The sequence below is a fragment of the Streptomyces sp. ME19-01-6 genome (genome assembly GCF_033793745.1).
Classification (GTDB): domain Bacteria; phylum Actinomycetota; class Actinomycetes; order Streptomycetales; family Streptomycetaceae; genus Streptomyces.
Genome location: NZ_JARAXF010000032.1, coordinates 39,401 through 54,531, shown reverse-complemented (window position 1 = coordinate 54,531; position 15,131 = coordinate 39,401). Strand labels below are relative to the sequence as shown.

Annotated in this window: 14 protein-coding genes, 1 pseudogene and 1 riboswitch; of the genes and pseudogenes, 9 read left to right on the top strand and 6 right to left on the bottom strand. The window is 72.8% G+C overall.

Annotated elements, in window-relative coordinates:
- Positions 1–267 precede the first annotated feature (267 nt).
- Positions 268–882, top strand: a pseudogene (locus PV419_RS42265) (TetR/AcrR family transcriptional regulator); the annotation flags it as partial.
- 509 nt (positions 883–1,391) lie between these two features.
- The gene (locus PV419_RS42260; RefSeq protein WP_319698186.1) at positions 1,392–2,954 is read left to right on the top strand and encodes an NAD(P)/FAD-dependent oxidoreductase; all 1,563 of its coding nucleotides are present in this window, start codon (positions 1,392–1,394) and stop codon (positions 2,952–2,954) included.
- 116 nt (positions 2,955–3,070) lie between these two features.
- On the opposite strand, the gene PV419_RS42255 is transcribed toward PV419_RS42260, so the two are convergent.
- The 5 genes from PV419_RS42255 to PV419_RS42235 form a co-directional block, all read right to left on the bottom strand.
- The gene (locus PV419_RS42255) at positions 3,071–4,027 is read right to left on the bottom strand and encodes a hypothetical protein (protein ID WP_319698184.1); all 957 of its coding nucleotides are present in this window, start codon (positions 4,025–4,027) and stop codon (positions 3,071–3,073) included.
- A gap of 39 nt (positions 4,028–4,066) precedes the next feature.
- Positions 4,067–4,984, bottom strand: coding sequence for a methylenetetrahydrofolate reductase [NAD(P)H] (gene metF, locus PV419_RS42250; protein ID WP_319698183.1), 918 nt, complete (start codon positions 4,982–4,984; stop codon positions 4,067–4,069).
- Positions 4,985–5,103: 119 nt separating this feature from the next.
- Positions 5,104–5,763: a thiamine phosphate synthase gene (gene thiE, locus PV419_RS42245; RefSeq protein WP_319698181.1), complete on the bottom strand. Its 660-nt coding sequence runs from the start codon at positions 5,761–5,763 to the stop codon at positions 5,104–5,106.
- A gap of 157 nt (positions 5,764–5,920) precedes the next feature.
- Positions 5,921–6,286, bottom strand: a complete 366-nt coding sequence (locus PV419_RS42240; protein WP_319698179.1) for an Rv2175c family DNA-binding protein — start codon at positions 6,284–6,286, stop codon at positions 5,921–5,923.
- Positions 6,287–6,410: 124 nt separating this feature from the next.
- Positions 6,411–7,661 (bottom strand): FAD-dependent oxidoreductase, encoded by a 1,251-nt coding sequence (locus PV419_RS42235; RefSeq protein ID WP_319698178.1) that lies wholly within the window; start codon positions 7,659–7,661, stop codon positions 6,411–6,413.
- A gap of 137 nt (positions 7,662–7,798) precedes the next feature.
- Positions 7,799–7,913: riboswitch (TPP riboswitch) on the top strand.
- Between PV419_RS42235 and thiO the strand changes: the two genes are divergently transcribed.
- From thiO to PV419_RS42205, 6 genes are all read left to right on the top strand, one after another.
- Positions 7,910–9,175, top strand: coding sequence for a glycine oxidase ThiO (thiO, locus tag PV419_RS42230; RefSeq protein WP_319698176.1), 1,266 nt, complete (start codon positions 7,910–7,912; stop codon positions 9,173–9,175). It overlaps the preceding riboswitch by 4 nt.
- Positions 9,176–9,183: 8 nt before the next feature.
- Positions 9,184–9,384: a sulfur carrier protein ThiS gene (gene thiS, locus PV419_RS42225; protein WP_415925501.1), complete on the top strand. Its 201-nt coding sequence runs from the start codon at positions 9,184–9,186 to the stop codon at positions 9,382–9,384.
- Positions 9,385–9,391: 7 nt separating this feature from the next.
- Positions 9,392–10,267 carry a thiazole synthase gene (locus PV419_RS42220; RefSeq protein ID WP_319698173.1) on the top strand — a complete coding sequence of 292 codons (876 nt, stop codon included), beginning with the start codon at positions 9,392–9,394 and terminating at the stop codon, positions 10,265–10,267.
- Between the two features lie 25 nt (positions 10,268–10,292).
- Positions 10,293–10,745, top strand: a complete 453-nt coding sequence (locus tag PV419_RS42215) for an SRPBCC domain-containing protein (protein ID WP_319698171.1) — start codon at positions 10,293–10,295, stop codon at positions 10,743–10,745.
- Between the two features lie 165 nt (positions 10,746–10,910).
- Positions 10,911–12,863, top strand: coding sequence for a Stk1 family PASTA domain-containing Ser/Thr kinase (gene pknB / locus PV419_RS42210; protein WP_319698169.1), 1,953 nt, complete (start codon positions 10,911–10,913; stop codon positions 12,861–12,863).
- Positions 12,864–12,933: 70 nt separating this feature from the next.
- The gene (locus PV419_RS42205) at positions 12,934–13,815 is read left to right on the top strand and encodes a deoxyribonuclease IV (RefSeq protein WP_319698168.1); all 882 of its coding nucleotides are present in this window, start codon (positions 12,934–12,936) and stop codon (positions 13,813–13,815) included.
- A gap of 49 nt (positions 13,816–13,864) precedes the next feature.
- Here the strand turns inward: PV419_RS42205 and PV419_RS42200 are convergent, their stop codons facing one another.
- Complete coding sequence (locus tag PV419_RS42200) at positions 13,865–14,488, bottom strand: sulfite oxidase-like oxidoreductase (RefSeq protein WP_319698166.1); 624 nt, start codon at positions 14,486–14,488, stop codon at positions 13,865–13,867.
- 157 nt (positions 14,489–14,645) lie between these two features.
- On the opposite strand from PV419_RS42200, the gene bfr reads away from it, so the two are divergent.
- Positions 14,646–15,125, top strand: a complete 480-nt coding sequence (gene bfr / locus PV419_RS42195) for a bacterioferritin (RefSeq protein ID WP_319698164.1) — start codon at positions 14,646–14,648, stop codon at positions 15,123–15,125.
- The last annotated feature ends 6 nt before the right edge of the window (positions 15,126–15,131 follow it).

The following is a 15,131-nucleotide window of genomic DNA, read 5'->3' as shown; positions in this document are numbered from 1 at the left end:
CCTCCTGTCGTCGCGTGGCGGCCGGTCATGTGGTAAAGCGACCGCCGTATGGACACATCGTGGGGCACACCACTGACAATCGGCTCTGGCCTGCGCGAATGTCCCGGAAAGGCGTTCGATTGCCAAGTGCGCCAAGGGCGCCGACAAGCTCCGTACCGGACTCACCGGTCTGGTCGGTGAAGTGGCCGCACCCGGAGCTGAGGCTGTGATCGTCTTCCGAACGGGCCTGTGAGCGGGACCACTTGGGCAGCGGGCACAATCAGCGCCATGGACAGCAGCAGCACGCGTCGCCAGGCCACCCGGCAGAAGCTTTTCGAGGCAGCGGTCACCCTCATCGCGGAGCAGGGGTTCTCCTCCACCACCGTGGACGAGATCGCCGAGCGGGCCGGAGTGGCCAAGGGCACGGTCTACTACAACTTCGCGAGCAAGACCGTGCTCCTCGAGGAGCTGCTGCGGCACGGCATCGAGTTGCTGACCGCCTCGCTCCGGAGCGCCGCCGACGAGACGGCCGAGCGCGGCGGCAGCCATGTCGACGCGCTGGACGCGATGGTCCGCGCGGGCCTGCACTTCATCGCGCGCCACCCCTCGCTGACCCAGCTGTACGTCGCCGAGCTGTGGCGCACCAACCGCGCCTGGCAGTCCACGCTGATGGTGGTGCGGCGGAAGGCCATAGCGGTGATCGAGTCGGTGCTGCGGGAGGGCGTGGCCGCGCGGGAGCTGAGCGAGGACGTCGACATCCCGCTGACCGCCTCGGCGCTGTTCGGGATGGTGCTGGTGGCGGCGCTTGACTGGCAGTCGTACCAGCCGGAGCGGTCGCTGGACGAGGTGCACGCCGCGCTGTCCCGGCTGCTGCAGGGCCGAGTGGGCGGAGCCCCGGAGAAAGGTGTCGGAGCCCCGGAGAAAGGTGTCGGAGCCCCGGAGAAAGGTGTCGGAGCCCCGGAGAAAGGTGTCGGAGCCCCGTACCAGGGTGTCGGCACTCAGGCCAAGGGCGTCGGCACTCGGGCCGAGGGTGCCCGGACCCCGGGCTGAGCCGGGTCCTGCGCTCCGGAAAGGCCCGGACGGCCAAGAAAGCACCCCCAGCTAACGCTGGGGGTGCCCCTGTTCTGGTGCGGTTCGAACCCCGATCGATCCGCGCCGGAACTCCCCTCGTGGTCCCCCGCGGTTCCCCTGGGGACTCCCCGACTCGAAAGAGGTCGCCACGCCGTTCCGCCGCCCCGTGTCGGCGGTCCGGCGCCGCGCCCCTTCCGCGCCCACCACTCTCCCGTCCGCGCAGGTCATGGCCCATCCGCGCGGCTACTCATCTGTCGGACTAGGTACACCTACTCACGCCCTGGGCGCTCGTCCCCAGGCCGCGGTGCCGGGTGTCGGTGGCGGCGGATAAAGTCGCGGTCATGGCACGGATTGCGGTGATCGGCGCTGGGATGGGCGCCATGGCGGCCGCCGCCCGGCTGGCCGTCGCGGGCCACCAGGTGGCGGTGTACGAGCGCGGGCGGGTCCATGGCGGCGGCGTCGGGCGCTTCGAGCGGGACGGCTTCGCCTTCGACACCGGCCCCGGGCTGCTCCATCTGCCCGCCGTCTATCGCGATCTGTTTGTGAAGACCGGCAAGGAGACCCTGGAGCAGTGCGTCGAGCTGGCCCAGGTCGACCCCGCGAGCCGGCATGTCTTCGCCGACGGCACGGACGTCCCGCTGCCCAACGCCTCGCGGGCGGGGGTCGTCCGGGCGCTGGACGACGCCTTCGGCGCGGGCGTGGGCGAGCGCTGGAGCGGCCTGGTCAACCGGGCGCGCGAGGCCTGGGACGCCACCCGCAGACCGCTGCTCGAGGAGCCGCTGCGCGCGGACTGGCAGGCCCTGGGTCGCGACCCGTATCCGGTGCCGGCCCGCCGTGGGGTCTCGGGGTGGTTCCGGCGGGACGGCGGAACCACCCGGAGACCCGTCACGCTCGCCGATGTGGCGCGCCGCGAGCTGAAGGACCCCAGGGCCGTCGCCCTGCTGGAGAGCCACGCGCTCACGCACAGCCTCGATCCGCGCACCGCTCCGGCCGGCGCCGCGGTGCTGCCCTATCTGGAGCAGACCTTCGGCACCTGGTACGCGCGCGGCGGAATGCGGGCGCTGGCCGACGCGGTGTACGAGCGCTGCCGGGCCCGGAAGGTGCGGTTCAGCTTCGACACCGAGGTTGTCGGCATCGTCGAGAAGGACGGGCGCGCGGCGGGCGTGGAGCTGGCGGCCGGCTCGGTGGCGGAGGCGGACGCGGTGGTGGCCGGCATCGACCCGGCGCTGCTGCCCGCGCTGCTGGGCGGGGCCGAGCCCTGGCGCGACGGCGATGTGCGCCCGGCCGCCGGACCCGGCAGTGGGCCAGGCAGCGGGACGGCGGGGCGGCTCACGGTCTTCCTCGCGCTGCGCAGCCCGCGCCCCCGGGGCGCGGCGCACCGCACCGTGGTCCACGCCCCGGATCGCGACGCCGAGCTGGCGGCCGTCTTCGGCGAGGCAGGCACGGAGCCGTGCCCCCGGCCGACAGTGATCGTGCTGCGCCCGGACGACCCGACGACCCGCCCCGACGAGGACCACGAGGCGGTCACGCTCACCGCGACCGTCGCTCCGCACGGGCCGGTGGACTGGACCGACGGCACGGCCGCCGAGGAGGGCGCGGACCGGCTCGTGGCGGCCGCCGAGGCGGTGATACCGGGCCTGCGCGACCGCCTCCTGTGGCGCGAGGTGCGCACGCCCGCCGACACCGCCGCGGCCACCGGCGCCGAAGGCGGCGCCGTGCCCGGACCCGCCCTGGCCGGCGCGGAGGGCCGCTTTCTGCGCCCCGCGAACCTGACCCGGCTGCCGGGCCTGTATCTGGCGGGCGGCTGGGCGCATCCGGGCGGCGGGCTGGCCCATGCGGGGATGTCCGGCGCGATGGTGGCCGGCCTGATCGTCGACGGCGCGGACTGGCGCGGCTCGCAGTGACCTGTGACCACTGCGGTGAGGTGACACGGCAGTGACGCGGCGGGGCGGCGCGGGGACTCCCCCACGCCGCCCCGTCAGGAGCCGTCAGCGCTCAGCAGGCCGTCGACGAGCGGCCCTCAGTAGCGGTACCGCTCGTCGTAGCCGCCGTTGTCGGTGTCGTTGTCGTTGTGATAGCCCTGCTGCTGGTACGGGTACGGCGGCTGGTCCTGCGGGAGCCCCGTATCGTCGTCGCGCTGCTGGGGGACCCATCCCCCGCCGGGCTGCATCCCGGGGTCGGGGGCGTACTGCTGCTGCCCGCCGTAGGAGGGCTCCGCGGCGTAGTGGTCGCCGAGGCCGCCGCTGCCGTACTGGTCCTGGCCGTAGGCGGCGTACTGCCCGGCGTACTGCTGGTGCTGGTCGGCGTACTGCGGATCGCCCTGCTGCTCGTACCCCGGCTGCGGGGAGCCGCCGTACGGGTCGGTGTAGCCCGCGTACGCCCCGGCGCCGTAGCCGTACTGCCCGGCGTCGGCGTAGATGTCCTGGCCGTTGCTGTGGCCCTGGGCCGCGTCCGCGTAGACGGCCTGGCCGTCCGGGGTGCCGTAGCCGCCGTAGGTCTCGTAGCCGCCGTAGCCGGCGCCCGGCGCGCCCTGTGCGGCGTGTGTGGCGGAGTCGCCGTAGACGCCGTACTCGCCCGTGTCGTCGGGCAGCGGCTCCGGCTGGTACGCGGGCGGCTCCGGTGCGGCCATCGGGACCGCCTCCTCCAGGTCGGAGACCTGCAGTGTCGGCTCGGCGTCCACCGCGGGCGGGGCGCTCTCGCGCTCCCCGCGGCTGAGGCCGGGCACCCCGCGCAGCGCCCATCCGGCGGCGAATCCGCGCCGGAAGGACAGCGTGACGTATGTCTGGCCGACCGCGAAGGTGATCGCCCCCGCGCCGATCACCGGCACGGACGGGATGAGCACCCCGGCCACCACGCCGAGGAAACCGGTGAAAGCGAGGAGCCGCCAGCGCAGCCGCGCCTTGTACTGCAGCAGCACCTCTCCCAGCAGCCACAGCGCGACTACGCCGAACGCGATGTAGAGGACCGCCCAGCCCATGCCCGCCCCTCTCGTGCGGCCGCCCCTCGGCTGCCGTCCTCAGGACCGCTGATGCAGTCCCAGATTCTCGTAGATCTCCAGTGTCGCCGGGGAGTGGTTCAGCGTAATGAAGTGAAGTCCGGGGATCTCCTCGGCCATCAACCGCGCACACAACCGCGTGGCGTAGTCGATCCCGATCGAGCGTACAGCCGCCGCGTCGTCCTTCACCGCCAGGATCCGCTCGGCGAGGTCCGGAGGGAAGGCGGCGTTGCTCAGCTGCGCGAACCGCTCGATCTGCTTCACGTTTGTGACGGGCATGATTTCAGGGATGATCGGCGTCGTACACCCCGCGGCGGCGACCCGATCGCGCAGCCGCAGATAGTCCTCGGCGTAGAAGAACATCTGGGTGATGGCGAAGTCGGCGCCCGCGCGGCACTTGTCCACGAAGTGGCCGATCTCGGTGTCCCAGTCCGTCGAGCGCGGGTGCATCTCGGGGAAGGCCGCGACGCCGACGCAGAAGTCCCCCGATTCCTTGATCAGCTCGACCAGTTCGGCGGCGTAGGTGACGCCGTCGGCGTGGCGGACCCACTCGCCCATCGGGTCGCCGGGCGGGTCGCCGCGCAGCGCCAGCATGTTGCGGATCCCGGCGCCCGCGTACTGCCCGATGATGTTGCGCAGTTCGGCTCGGGAGTGGTTGACGGCGGTGAGGTGGGCGACCGGGGTGAGCGTGGTGTCGGTCGCGATGCGCTCGGTGACGCGCACGGTCCCCTCACGGGAGGAGCCGCCCGCGCCGTAGGTCACGGAGACGAAGGTCGGCGAGACGGCTTCGAGCCGACGGATGGCGTTCCACAGAGTCTGTTCGCCCTTCTGTGTCTTCGGCGCGAAGAATTCGAAGGAGTACGACTGCTCGCCTGATGCGAGCAGATCACGCACCGTCCGCGCGCGATCTGTCCTGGTGGAAGCTGTGCCAAGGGCCATACGGGAAGGTTAGCCAGCGGTTGGGCGCACGCCCAGCAGACAGGGGCACTATGTCCTTTTCGTCGGACTTTGGTCCGCACTGCGGACACTTTGCCGGCGACGAGCGGCCGACGCGCCGCTCACAGGCCGTGGGCGCGCACCCGCTTGGCCAGCTCGGCGGCGGCCGCTCCGGGGTCCTCGGCCTCGGTGATCGCCCGCACCACGACCACCCGCCGCGCGCCCGCCCCCAGCACCTCGTCCAGGTTGGAGGCGTCGATTCCGCCGATGGCGAACCAGGGCCGCTCGGGCTTCAGGGCGGCGGTGTGGCGCACCAGCGACAGGCCGGGGGCGGGCCGCCCCGGCTTGGTGGGGGTGGGCCAGCAGGGCCCGGTGCAGAAGTAGTCGACGCCCGGCTCGGCGGCCGCGGCCTCCGCCTCGGCGGGCGCGTGGGTGGACCTCCCGATCAGCACGTCGGCGCCGAGGACCGCGCGCGCCGCCGGGACCGGCAGGTCGCCCTGGCCCAGGTGCAGCACATCGGAGCCGATGGCGTGGGCGACGTCCGCCCGGTCGTTGACCGCCAGCAGCTTGCCGTGGCGGCGGCAGGCGTCGGCGAACACCGCGAGATGGTCGAGCTCCTCCCTGGCCTCCATGCCCTTGTCGCGCAGCTGGACGATGTCCACCCCCGATCCCAGGACGGCGTCCAGGAACTCCGGCAGATCGCCCTGGCGCCGGCGGGCGTCGGTGCACAGATAGAGCCGGGCGTCGGCGAGCTGCTCGCGGGCGGTGGTGGCGGCGGCCATTGGGACGGCTTTCCCCCTGGGTCGGCGGCGTGTCGGCAACGTGTCGGCGGCGTACGGACCGGAGCGGCCGGCCCGTACGCCGCGGATGATGATCGGGCAGTACGGATGAGACGGTACGGGTCAGACGGTACGGATGGCGCGGCGGGTCGGCCGCGGCTCAGACGGCGAGGGCCTGGGCGCGGCGCTTGACCTCGGTGCCGCGATTCTCGTGCAGGGCCTGGGCCGGGGTACCGGGCAGGCTCGGGTCCGGAGTGAAGAGCCACTCCAGCATCTCTTCGTCGCTGAAGCCGTCGTCTTTCAGCAGCGTCAGGGTGCCCACCAGGCCCTTGACGACCTTTCCGTCACCGATGAACTCGGTCGGCACCTGCAGCACCCGGTTCTCGCCACGGCGCACCGCGATCAGCTGACCCTCCTTGATCAGCTGCCGCACGCGCGTCACCTCGACACCGAGCCGTTCGGCGACGTCGGGGAGGGTGAGCCAGTCGGGGACGAGAGCATCGATCTTTGCGTCAATCTCGGTCACGGGACAAGCCTGCCATCTGGGACTGACAGTGGGTAGTCGGGCACCGGGTACCGGCGCCGGTACGCCGCCGTCCGCCGGCCCTCGGCCGAGGTCACCGCCGGGGCGCGCGGAGGGGCGCCGAGGGTCACAGGACCGCCGACTTGAGCGGCACCGACGGGTCCGCGGCGCGGGCGCGGTCCAGCCGGGAGCCCTGTTCGATCAGCTTGCGGCCCTGGGCCAGATCGCGCGGACGGCCGACGGCCAGCAGGGCGACCAGCGCCCCCTCCCGCAGCCAGCACACCGACCAGGCCGCGCCCTGCGGGTCGCCGCGCCAGACGAGTTCGTCGGCGGCGGCGTGGTGGCCCACGTACTGCACGAAGCGGCCGAACTGCTCGGACCAGAAATACGGCACCGGGTCGTAGACCGAACCGGTGAAATGCGCGGTCCTGCTGCCGACCACATTGGCGGCGACGGTGCGCGGCCCCTGGAGCGCGTTGTCCCAGTGGTGCACCAGCAGCCGCTCGCCGTAACGGGCGGAGGGGAACGACGCGCAGTCCCCGACGGCGTAGACGTCGGGCACCGAAGTGCGCAGCTGTTCGTCGGCGGCCACGGACCGGTCCGGGGCCAGCTCGACGCCCGAGCCCGCCAGCCAGCCCGTGGCGGGCCGCGCCCCGATACCGACGACCACCGCGTCCGCGCGCAGCCGGGTGCCGTCTTCGAGCAACACCCCCTGCTCGTCCACGGCGGCCACCTGCGCGCCGGTGACCAGCTCGACGCCGTAGTCGGCGTACCAGTCGGCCATGGGCGCCGCGACCTCGGCCGGGAGGGCGCCCGCCAGCGGGCGGTCGGCGGCCTCCACGACGGTCACGGCGCAGCCTGCCTCGCGCGCCGCCGTGGCGAACTCCGCGCCGATCCAGCCCGCCCCGACCACCACGATCTCGCGCTGCCCGGCCAGCACCGGGCGCAGCCGCTCCGCGTCGTCGAGCGTGCGCAGCAGATACACGCCGGGCACGCCCTCGCCGCCGGGCAGGGTGATCGGCTCGGCGCCGGTGGCGATCACCAGGACGTCGTACGGCACCGGGCCCGACGCGGTCTCCAGCCGCCGCGCGCCGGTGTCCAGGCCGGTGACGGCCACCCCGAGCCGCAGCTCGACGCCGAGCGCGGCGAAGTCCACGTCGAAGGTGGAGCCCTCGGCCTTGCCGAGCAGCACGGCCTTGGACAGCGGCGGCCGGTCGTACGGCTGGTGCGCCTCGGCGCCGAGCAGCAGAATGCCGCCGGTCCAGCCCTGGTCGCGCAGCGCGACGGCGGTCTGCACCCCGGCCATTCCCGCGCCGACGATCACCACCTGCTGCACGCCGCCCTCCGGGGACGCCGACTTCGTCGTCTCATCACTCACACGATCACTGTAGGGCGGCGCGCGGGGCACACCGGAGCACCGGCGGGCGAGATCTCCGGCACAGGCGCGGCCGGGGCGGGTCGCGCGGCGGGGCCTGCCCTTCCGGGCGGTTCCGGCCCCGTACTAGGGTGGCGGGACGAAGCACTCGCGGGAGCCCGGACGCAGCGGGCTGAGAGGGAGGCTGAAGCGGCCTCCGACCGTACGAACCTGATCCGGGTCATGCCGGCGAAGGGAGGGGCGTCACGCCCATGCACGCATCGAGCACGAACGCATCGCGCACACCATCGTGTCCGCGGCCGGACGGGCCGTACGACGCGCTGGTCGTCGGAGGCGGCGTCATCGGCCTGGTCACGGCGTGGCGGGCGGCCCAGCGGGGCCTGCGCACCGCCGTCGCCGACCCGGCGCCGGGCGGCGGCGCGGCCCAGGTGGCGGCGGGGATGCTCGCGGCCGTCACCGAGCTCCACTACGGCGAGCAGACGCTGCTCGCCCTCAACCTCGCCTCCGCGCGCCGCTATCCGGACTTCGTGGCCGAGCTGGAGGAGGCCGGCGGCCAGGACGTCGGCTACCGTGCCTGCGGCACGCTCGCCGTGGCCTTCGACCCCGACGACCGCGCCCAGCTGCGCGAGCTCCATGACTTCCAGCGGCGGCTCGGGCTGGAGTCACAGTGGCTGACGGGGCGCGAATGCCGGCGTCTGGAGCCGATGCTCGCGCCGGGCGTGCGCGGGGGCCTGCGCGTGGACGGGGACCACCAGGTCGACCCGCGACGGCTGGCGGCGGCGCTGCTGACGGCGTGCGCGCGGGCCGGCGTGGTCTTCCACCGCGCCCGCGCGGAGCGGCTCACGCTCACGGCGGACCGCGCGACCGGCGTCGAACTCGCCGACGGCACACGGCTGGCGGCCGAACGGACCGTACTGGCCGCGGGCAGCTTCAGCGGGCGGCTCGCGGACGTCCCCGAGGACGCGCTGCCTCCCGTACGCCCCGTCAAGGGCCAGGTGCTGCGGCTGCGCGTGCCGCCCGCGTACGCGCCGTTCCTGTCCCGGACCGTACGAGCCCAGGTGCGCGGCGGACACGTCTATCTGGTGCCGCGCGAGAACGGCGAGCTGGTCGTCGGCGCCACCTCGGAAGAGCTCGGCTGGGACACCACGGTCACCGCGGGCGGCGTCTACGAACTGCTGCGCGACGCGCATGAACTGGTGCCCGGCATCACCGAGCTGCCGCTCGTCGAGACCCGCGCCGGGCTGCGCCCCGGCTCCCCCGACAACGCGCCGCTGCTCGGCCCCAGCGCGCTGCCCGGCCTGCTCGTGGCCACCGGCCACTACCGCAACGGTGTCCTCCTCACCCCCGTCACGGGCGACATCATGGCCGAGGTGCTGACGGACGGCGAACTCCCGGACGAGGCCCGGCCGTTCTCCCCGCGGCGCTTCCCGGCCGCCCGGACCGACCTCCCGCCCACCCGGGCCGACTTCCCTCCCGCCCGCCCCGGCATCCCCGTACCGCAGGAGCACCCCGCATGAGCGTGTCCATGACCGTCTCCGTGAACGGCGAGCCCCGCGAGCTCCCCGGCGGCACCACTCTCGACCTGCTGGTCGCGGAGCTGACCCCGGCCCGCTCGGGGGTCGCCGCGGCCGTCAACGAACAGATCGTCCCGCGCGGCCAGTGGCCCGCCACCCCGCTCGGCGACGGGGACCGGGTCGAGGTCCTCACCGCCGTCCAAGGAGGCTGAACCCCAGATGGCCGAGACAACGCACGAGACGGTTCACAACACGACGCACGCCACTGTCCCCCCAGGACCGGCGCCGGACCGGGCCCCGGATCCGGACCCGCTCACCATCGCGGGGACCTCCTTCTCCTCCCGCCTGATCATGGGCACCGGCGGCGCGCCCAGCCTGGAGGTCATGGAGCGCTCGCTGCTCGCCTCCGGTACGGAGCTCACCACCGTCGCGATGCGCCGCCTGGACCCCACCGTGCAGGGCTCGGTCCTGTCGGTGCTCGACCGGCACGGCATCCGTGTGCTGCCCAACACCGCCGGGTGCTTCACGGCCGGCGAGGCGGTGCTGACCGCCCGGCTGGCGCGGGAGGCGCTGGGCACCGACTGGGTCAAGCTGGAGGTGGTGGCCGACGAGCGCACCCTGCTCCCCGACCCGGTCGAGCTGCTGGACGCCGCAGAGACGCTGGTCGACGACGGGTTCACCGTCCTGCCGTACACCAACGACGACCCGGTCCTGGCCCGCAGGCTGGAGGATGTGGGCTGCGCCGCGGTCATGCCGCTGGGCTCCCCCATCGGCTCCGGCCTGGGCATCCGCAATCCGCACAACTTCCAGCTGATCGTCGAGCGCGCCACGGTCCCGGTGATCCTGGACGCGGGGGCGGGCACCGCCTCGGACGCCGCGCTCGCCATGGAGCTGGGCTGCGCGGCGGTGATGCTCGCGTCCGCCGTCACCCGCGCCCAGGAGCCCGTCCTGATGGCCGGGGCCATGCGGCACGCGGTCCGGGCCGGCCGGCTGGCCCACCGCGCCGGCCGCATCCCGCGCCGCCATTTCGCCCACGCCTCCTCACCCGCGGAGGGGCTGGCCGCGCTGGACCCGGAGCGCCCGGCGTTCGGGTAGGGCGGTGAGCGGTTAGCGTGGGGGCATGGTGGCCGACCGGATCGAGCGCGAGGTGTACATCCCAGCGCCCGTCGACCGCGTATGGCGGGTGCTGACGACCCCCGAGCACATCCGCGTCTGGTACGCGTTCGAGGGGTGCGAGATCGACCCGCGCCCCGGCGGGACGCTCCGCTTCCGCTGGGACGAACAGGGGGAGTTCCATGGCCGGGTGGAGAAGGCGGTGCCGGACGTGCTGTTCCGCTTCCGGCTCGCCAGAGAGCCGGACCGCCCCCTGGGCGCGGAACCGGGCGACTCGACCCTGGTGGAGTTCGTGCTCTCCGCCGAGGGCAGCGGCACCCGGCTCCGCCTGGCCGAGAGCGGCATCCGCGAGCTCGCGGTCCCGGACGGCGTGAAGGCCAAGCACGCGGAGTACGCCGCCGCGACATGGACCACCGCGCTGGAGGAGCTGGCCGCGCTGGCCGCCGCGTCGCACAACTAGGGCGCGCTCGCAGCCAGGCGCGCTCGCGGCAAGGCCGTGCGCGAGGGCACAACAGGGGCGAAGCCGACCCCACGGCGGCGCCCGGTGTCACTGTTCGGCACCAGTCCCGGGCCCGGCCCCAGCAGGTGACCTGGCGTGTCAGGTCGGCTCGTAGACTGCTCTCTCGTGGATACGACCCTGCATGACCCCTTGGTCGGACAGCTGATCGACGGCCGCTACCGCGTCGAGGCGCGCATCGCCGTGGGCGGCATGGCGACGGTCTACCGGGCCGTCGACACGCGGCTCGACCGCGTGCTGGCCCTCAAGGTGATGCATCAGTCGCTCGCCACCGACGACGCCTTCGTCGAGCGCTTCATCCGCGAGGCGAAGTCCGTGGCCAGGCTCGCCCACCCCAATGTGGTGGGCGTCTTCGACCAGGGCACCGACGGCTCCCACGTCTATCTCGCGATGGAGTACGTCGCCGGGTGCACGCTGCGCGATGTGCTGCGTGAGCGCGGCGCGCTGCAGCCGCGGGCCGCGCTGGACATCCTGGAGCCGGTGCTGGCCGCGCTCGGGGCGGCGCACCGCGCGGGGTTCGTCCACCGGGACATGAAGCCGGAGAACGTGCTGATCGGCGACGACGGCCGGGTGAAGGTCGCCGACTTCGGGCTGGTGCGGGCCGTGGGCACCCAGACCAACGCCTCCACCGGCAGCCTGCTGGGCACCGTCTCCTATCTCGCGCCCGAGCAGATCGAGCACGGCACGGCCGACACCCGCGCCGATGTCTACGCCTGCGGCGTGGTGCTCTACGAGATGCTGACCGGCGCCAAGCCGCACACCGGCACCACCCCGGCGCAGGTCCTCTACCAGCGGCTGAACGAGGACGTGCCCCCGCCGTCCGCCCTCGCGCCGGGGGTCGCACCGCGGCTGGACGACCTGGTCGCCGCGGCCACCGCGCGCGAGCTCGGGCAGCGCCCCGCCGACGCGGTCGAACTGCTCGGCGCCGCGCGGGCCGCGCGCGCCGTGCTGACCGACGAGCAGCTCGACGCCGTGCCCCCGCAGGCCAGGGCGGACGCGCACGACGGCTCCGAGGACCGTACGAGCGTGATCCCGCGCCCCATCGGCGGCCTCGGAGGGCCGGTGCCCGCCGACGAGGACCAGCTCAATCTCACCAGCAGGCTGGAGCTGCCGCCGGAGCCGCCGCAGGCAGGGCGTCCCCGGCGGTCCGCCGGCCGCGGCCGGCTGCCGGGCCGCGGGGTGGTGACGATCGTCGTCGGCGTGCTGCTCGCGCTCGGCATCGGGGTGGGCGTCTGGTACATCAATTCCGGCCAGTTCACCAAGGTGCCCTATCTGGTGGGCAAGTCCGAGGCGGACGCCCGGAAGAAGCTGAAGGACGCCGGGCTCGAGGTGAAGATCGCCCGGGAGTTCAGCGATGTCACGGACAAGGGCGAGGTCATCAAGACCGACCCGGGCGGCGGCGCGCGGATCCGCGACACCGGCACGGTGACGGTCCACGTCTCCGACGGGCCACCGCGCACCAAGGTGCCCAATGTCGTGGGCATGCCGTTCAAGCAGGCGAAGCAGCAGATCTCGGACGCGAATCTGTCCGTCGGCGAGGTGACCAAGACCTTCAGCGAGGAGACGCCGCAGGGCTCGGTGCTCAGCACCGACCCGAGGGCCGGCACCGTGCGCCGGCCCGACACCGCCGTGGGGGTCGAGGTCAGCAGGGGCCCCAAGATCGACATCCCCGATGTGATCGGCGAGTCCGTGGAGGACGCCCGGGCCGAGCTGAGCAAGGCGGGCTTCAAGGTGGCGATCGCGTCGGAGCGGGTCTTCTCCGACGAGGACAAGGGCTCGGTCGCGGCGCAGGCCCCGCCCGTGGACGGGGGCGCTGTGGGCGCCAAGGGCGACAAGGTGACCCTGACCCTGTCCAAGGGCCAGGAGATGGTCGAGGTGCCGGACGTCACGGGCGAGTCCGTGGACGACGCCACGCAGGCCCTGGAGGCAGCGGGCTTCGAGGTCGACGTGGACAAGCCGCTGCTGTTCCCCGGCGACACGGTCACCGACCAGTCGGTGGACGGCGGGGACAAGGCGCCCAAGGGCAGCACCGTCACGATCAAGGTCAAGGGCGTCTTCTAGGGGGTGTCTCCCCGAGTCGCCCCCCGGGCCCGGCGCACGGCCGTCGGGCCCGGGCTGGCACCCTGGGCGCGTGAGTACGTCCAAGAACCGCGTCCGCGCCCGCAATCCGGTCGGCGGCCACATCCGCGTGGCCGGCGGCCTGGCCACCATCGGCCTGCCGTACACCCGCGACATCGGCGCCGAGGCCGTCCAGGTCTTCGTTGCCAACCCGCGTGGCTGGGCCACCCCGCGCGGCGTGGAGGCGCAGGACGAGAAGTTCCGCGCGGCGTGCGCCGACCAGTCGATCCAGGCGTACGTCCACGCTCCCTACCTGATCAACTTCGGCTCGCACAACGCCGCGACGGCCGAGCGGTCGGTCGGCTCGCTGCGCCACTCGCTGCGGCGGGGCCGCGCCATCGGCGCGCTGGGCGTCGTCGTCCACACGGGCTCCGCCACCGGCGGCCGGGCGCGGCCCGAGGCGATCGCCCAAGTGCGGGAGCGCATGCTGCCGCTGCTGGAGGAGCTCACCCACGACGACGACCCCTGGCTGCTGCTGGAGCCGACGGCCGGCCAGGGGGCCTCGCTGTGTTCGCTGGTCGAGGACCTCGGCCCGTACTTCGACGCGCTGGACCGGCACCCGAAGCTGGGCGTCTGCCTCGACACCTGCCATGTCTTCGCCGCCGGTCACGACCTGGCGGCTCCGGGCGGGATGAAGAAGACGCTCGACGAGCTGGTCGCGGTCACGGGCAAGGGGCGGCTGAAACTGATCCATGCCAATGACTCCAAGGACGTCGTCGGGGCCCACAAGGACCGCCACGAGAACATCGACGCGGGTCATATCGGCGCCGATCCGTTCCGGGAGCTGTTCCGGCATCCGGCGACGAAGGGGGTGCCGCTGGTGATCGAGACCCCGGGCGGCAAGGAGGGGCATGCGGCGGATGTGGCGCGGCTCAAGGAGCTCCGCGACGGCTGACCGCTGCGGGAATACCCCGGTGGGGTTGCCTGGTCCCGACGGGGCACCGCTACAGCTCCGGGCCGTCTCCCGGCTGCTCCTGGTAGGAGTAGCGCTGCTCCCGCCACGGGTCGCCGAGGTTGTGGTAGCCGCGCTCCTCCCAGAAGCCCCGGCGGTCGGCGGTCATGTACTCCACGCCCCGGACCCATTTGGGCCCCTTCCAGGCATAGAGATGGGGGACGACCAGCCGGACCGGAAATCCGTGCTCGGCGGTGAGCGGCTCGCCGTCCTTGTGTGTGGCGAAGATGGTGGTCTCGGCGGTGAAATCCGGGAGCCGCAGATTCGAGCTGAAGCCGTACTCCGCCCACACCATCACATGCGTGACCTCGGGAGCCGGCGGCGCGAGTTCCACGATCCGGCGGGCCGCCACGCCACCCCATTCCGCGCCCAGCATGCTGAATTTCGTCACGCAGTGCAGATCGGCCACGACGGTGGAGTACGGCAGGGCCGAGAACTCGTCATGCGTCCAGGCGTGCTTTTCCCCGTCGGCCGTGGCGCCGAAGACCCGGAACTCCCAGCGGTCGGGCTTGAACTTGGGGACCGGCCCATAGTGGGTAACCGGCCAACCGCGCTGCAGCCGCTGCCCCGGAGGCAGCTGCCCGAGCTCCCCCTCGCGGCTTTCCGACTGACCCATGGACTCCATGGTGTCAGACCTTCGGGGGTGGTCGTGACCAGGGCAGCAGCTATCCGGGCAACTCGCACTAAGCGTGCACTTACTGGACGCTCTCGATGGGGCGGTGCGACGATGCGCACAACCCGCCGTCCCCGTTCTGATGGGAAGGAGCCCTTCGATGCAGGGCGACCCCGAGGTCCTCGAGTTTCTCAATGAGCAGCTGACCGGTGAGCTGACCGCGATCAACCAGTACTTCCTGCATTCGAAGATGCAGGAGAACTTCGGCTGGACGAAGCTCGCGACTTACACCCGGGCGGAATCGTTCGACGAGATGAAGCACGCGGAGATGATCACCGATCGGATCCTTCTCCTGGACGGGCTGCCCAATTATCAGCGGCTGTTCCATGTGCGCGTGGGTCAGACGGTCACCGAGATGTTCCAGGCGGACCGGCAGGTGGAAATCGAGGCCATCGACCGCCTCAAGCGCGGCATCGAGGTCATGCGGACCAAGGGCGACATCACCTCGGCCAATATCTTCGAGGGCATCCTCGCCGACGAAGAACAGCACATCGACTATCTCGACACCCAGCTGGCGCTGATCGAGAAGCTCGGCGAGAGCCTGTACATCGCGCAGCAGATCGAACAGCCGGAGAGCTGACCGGAC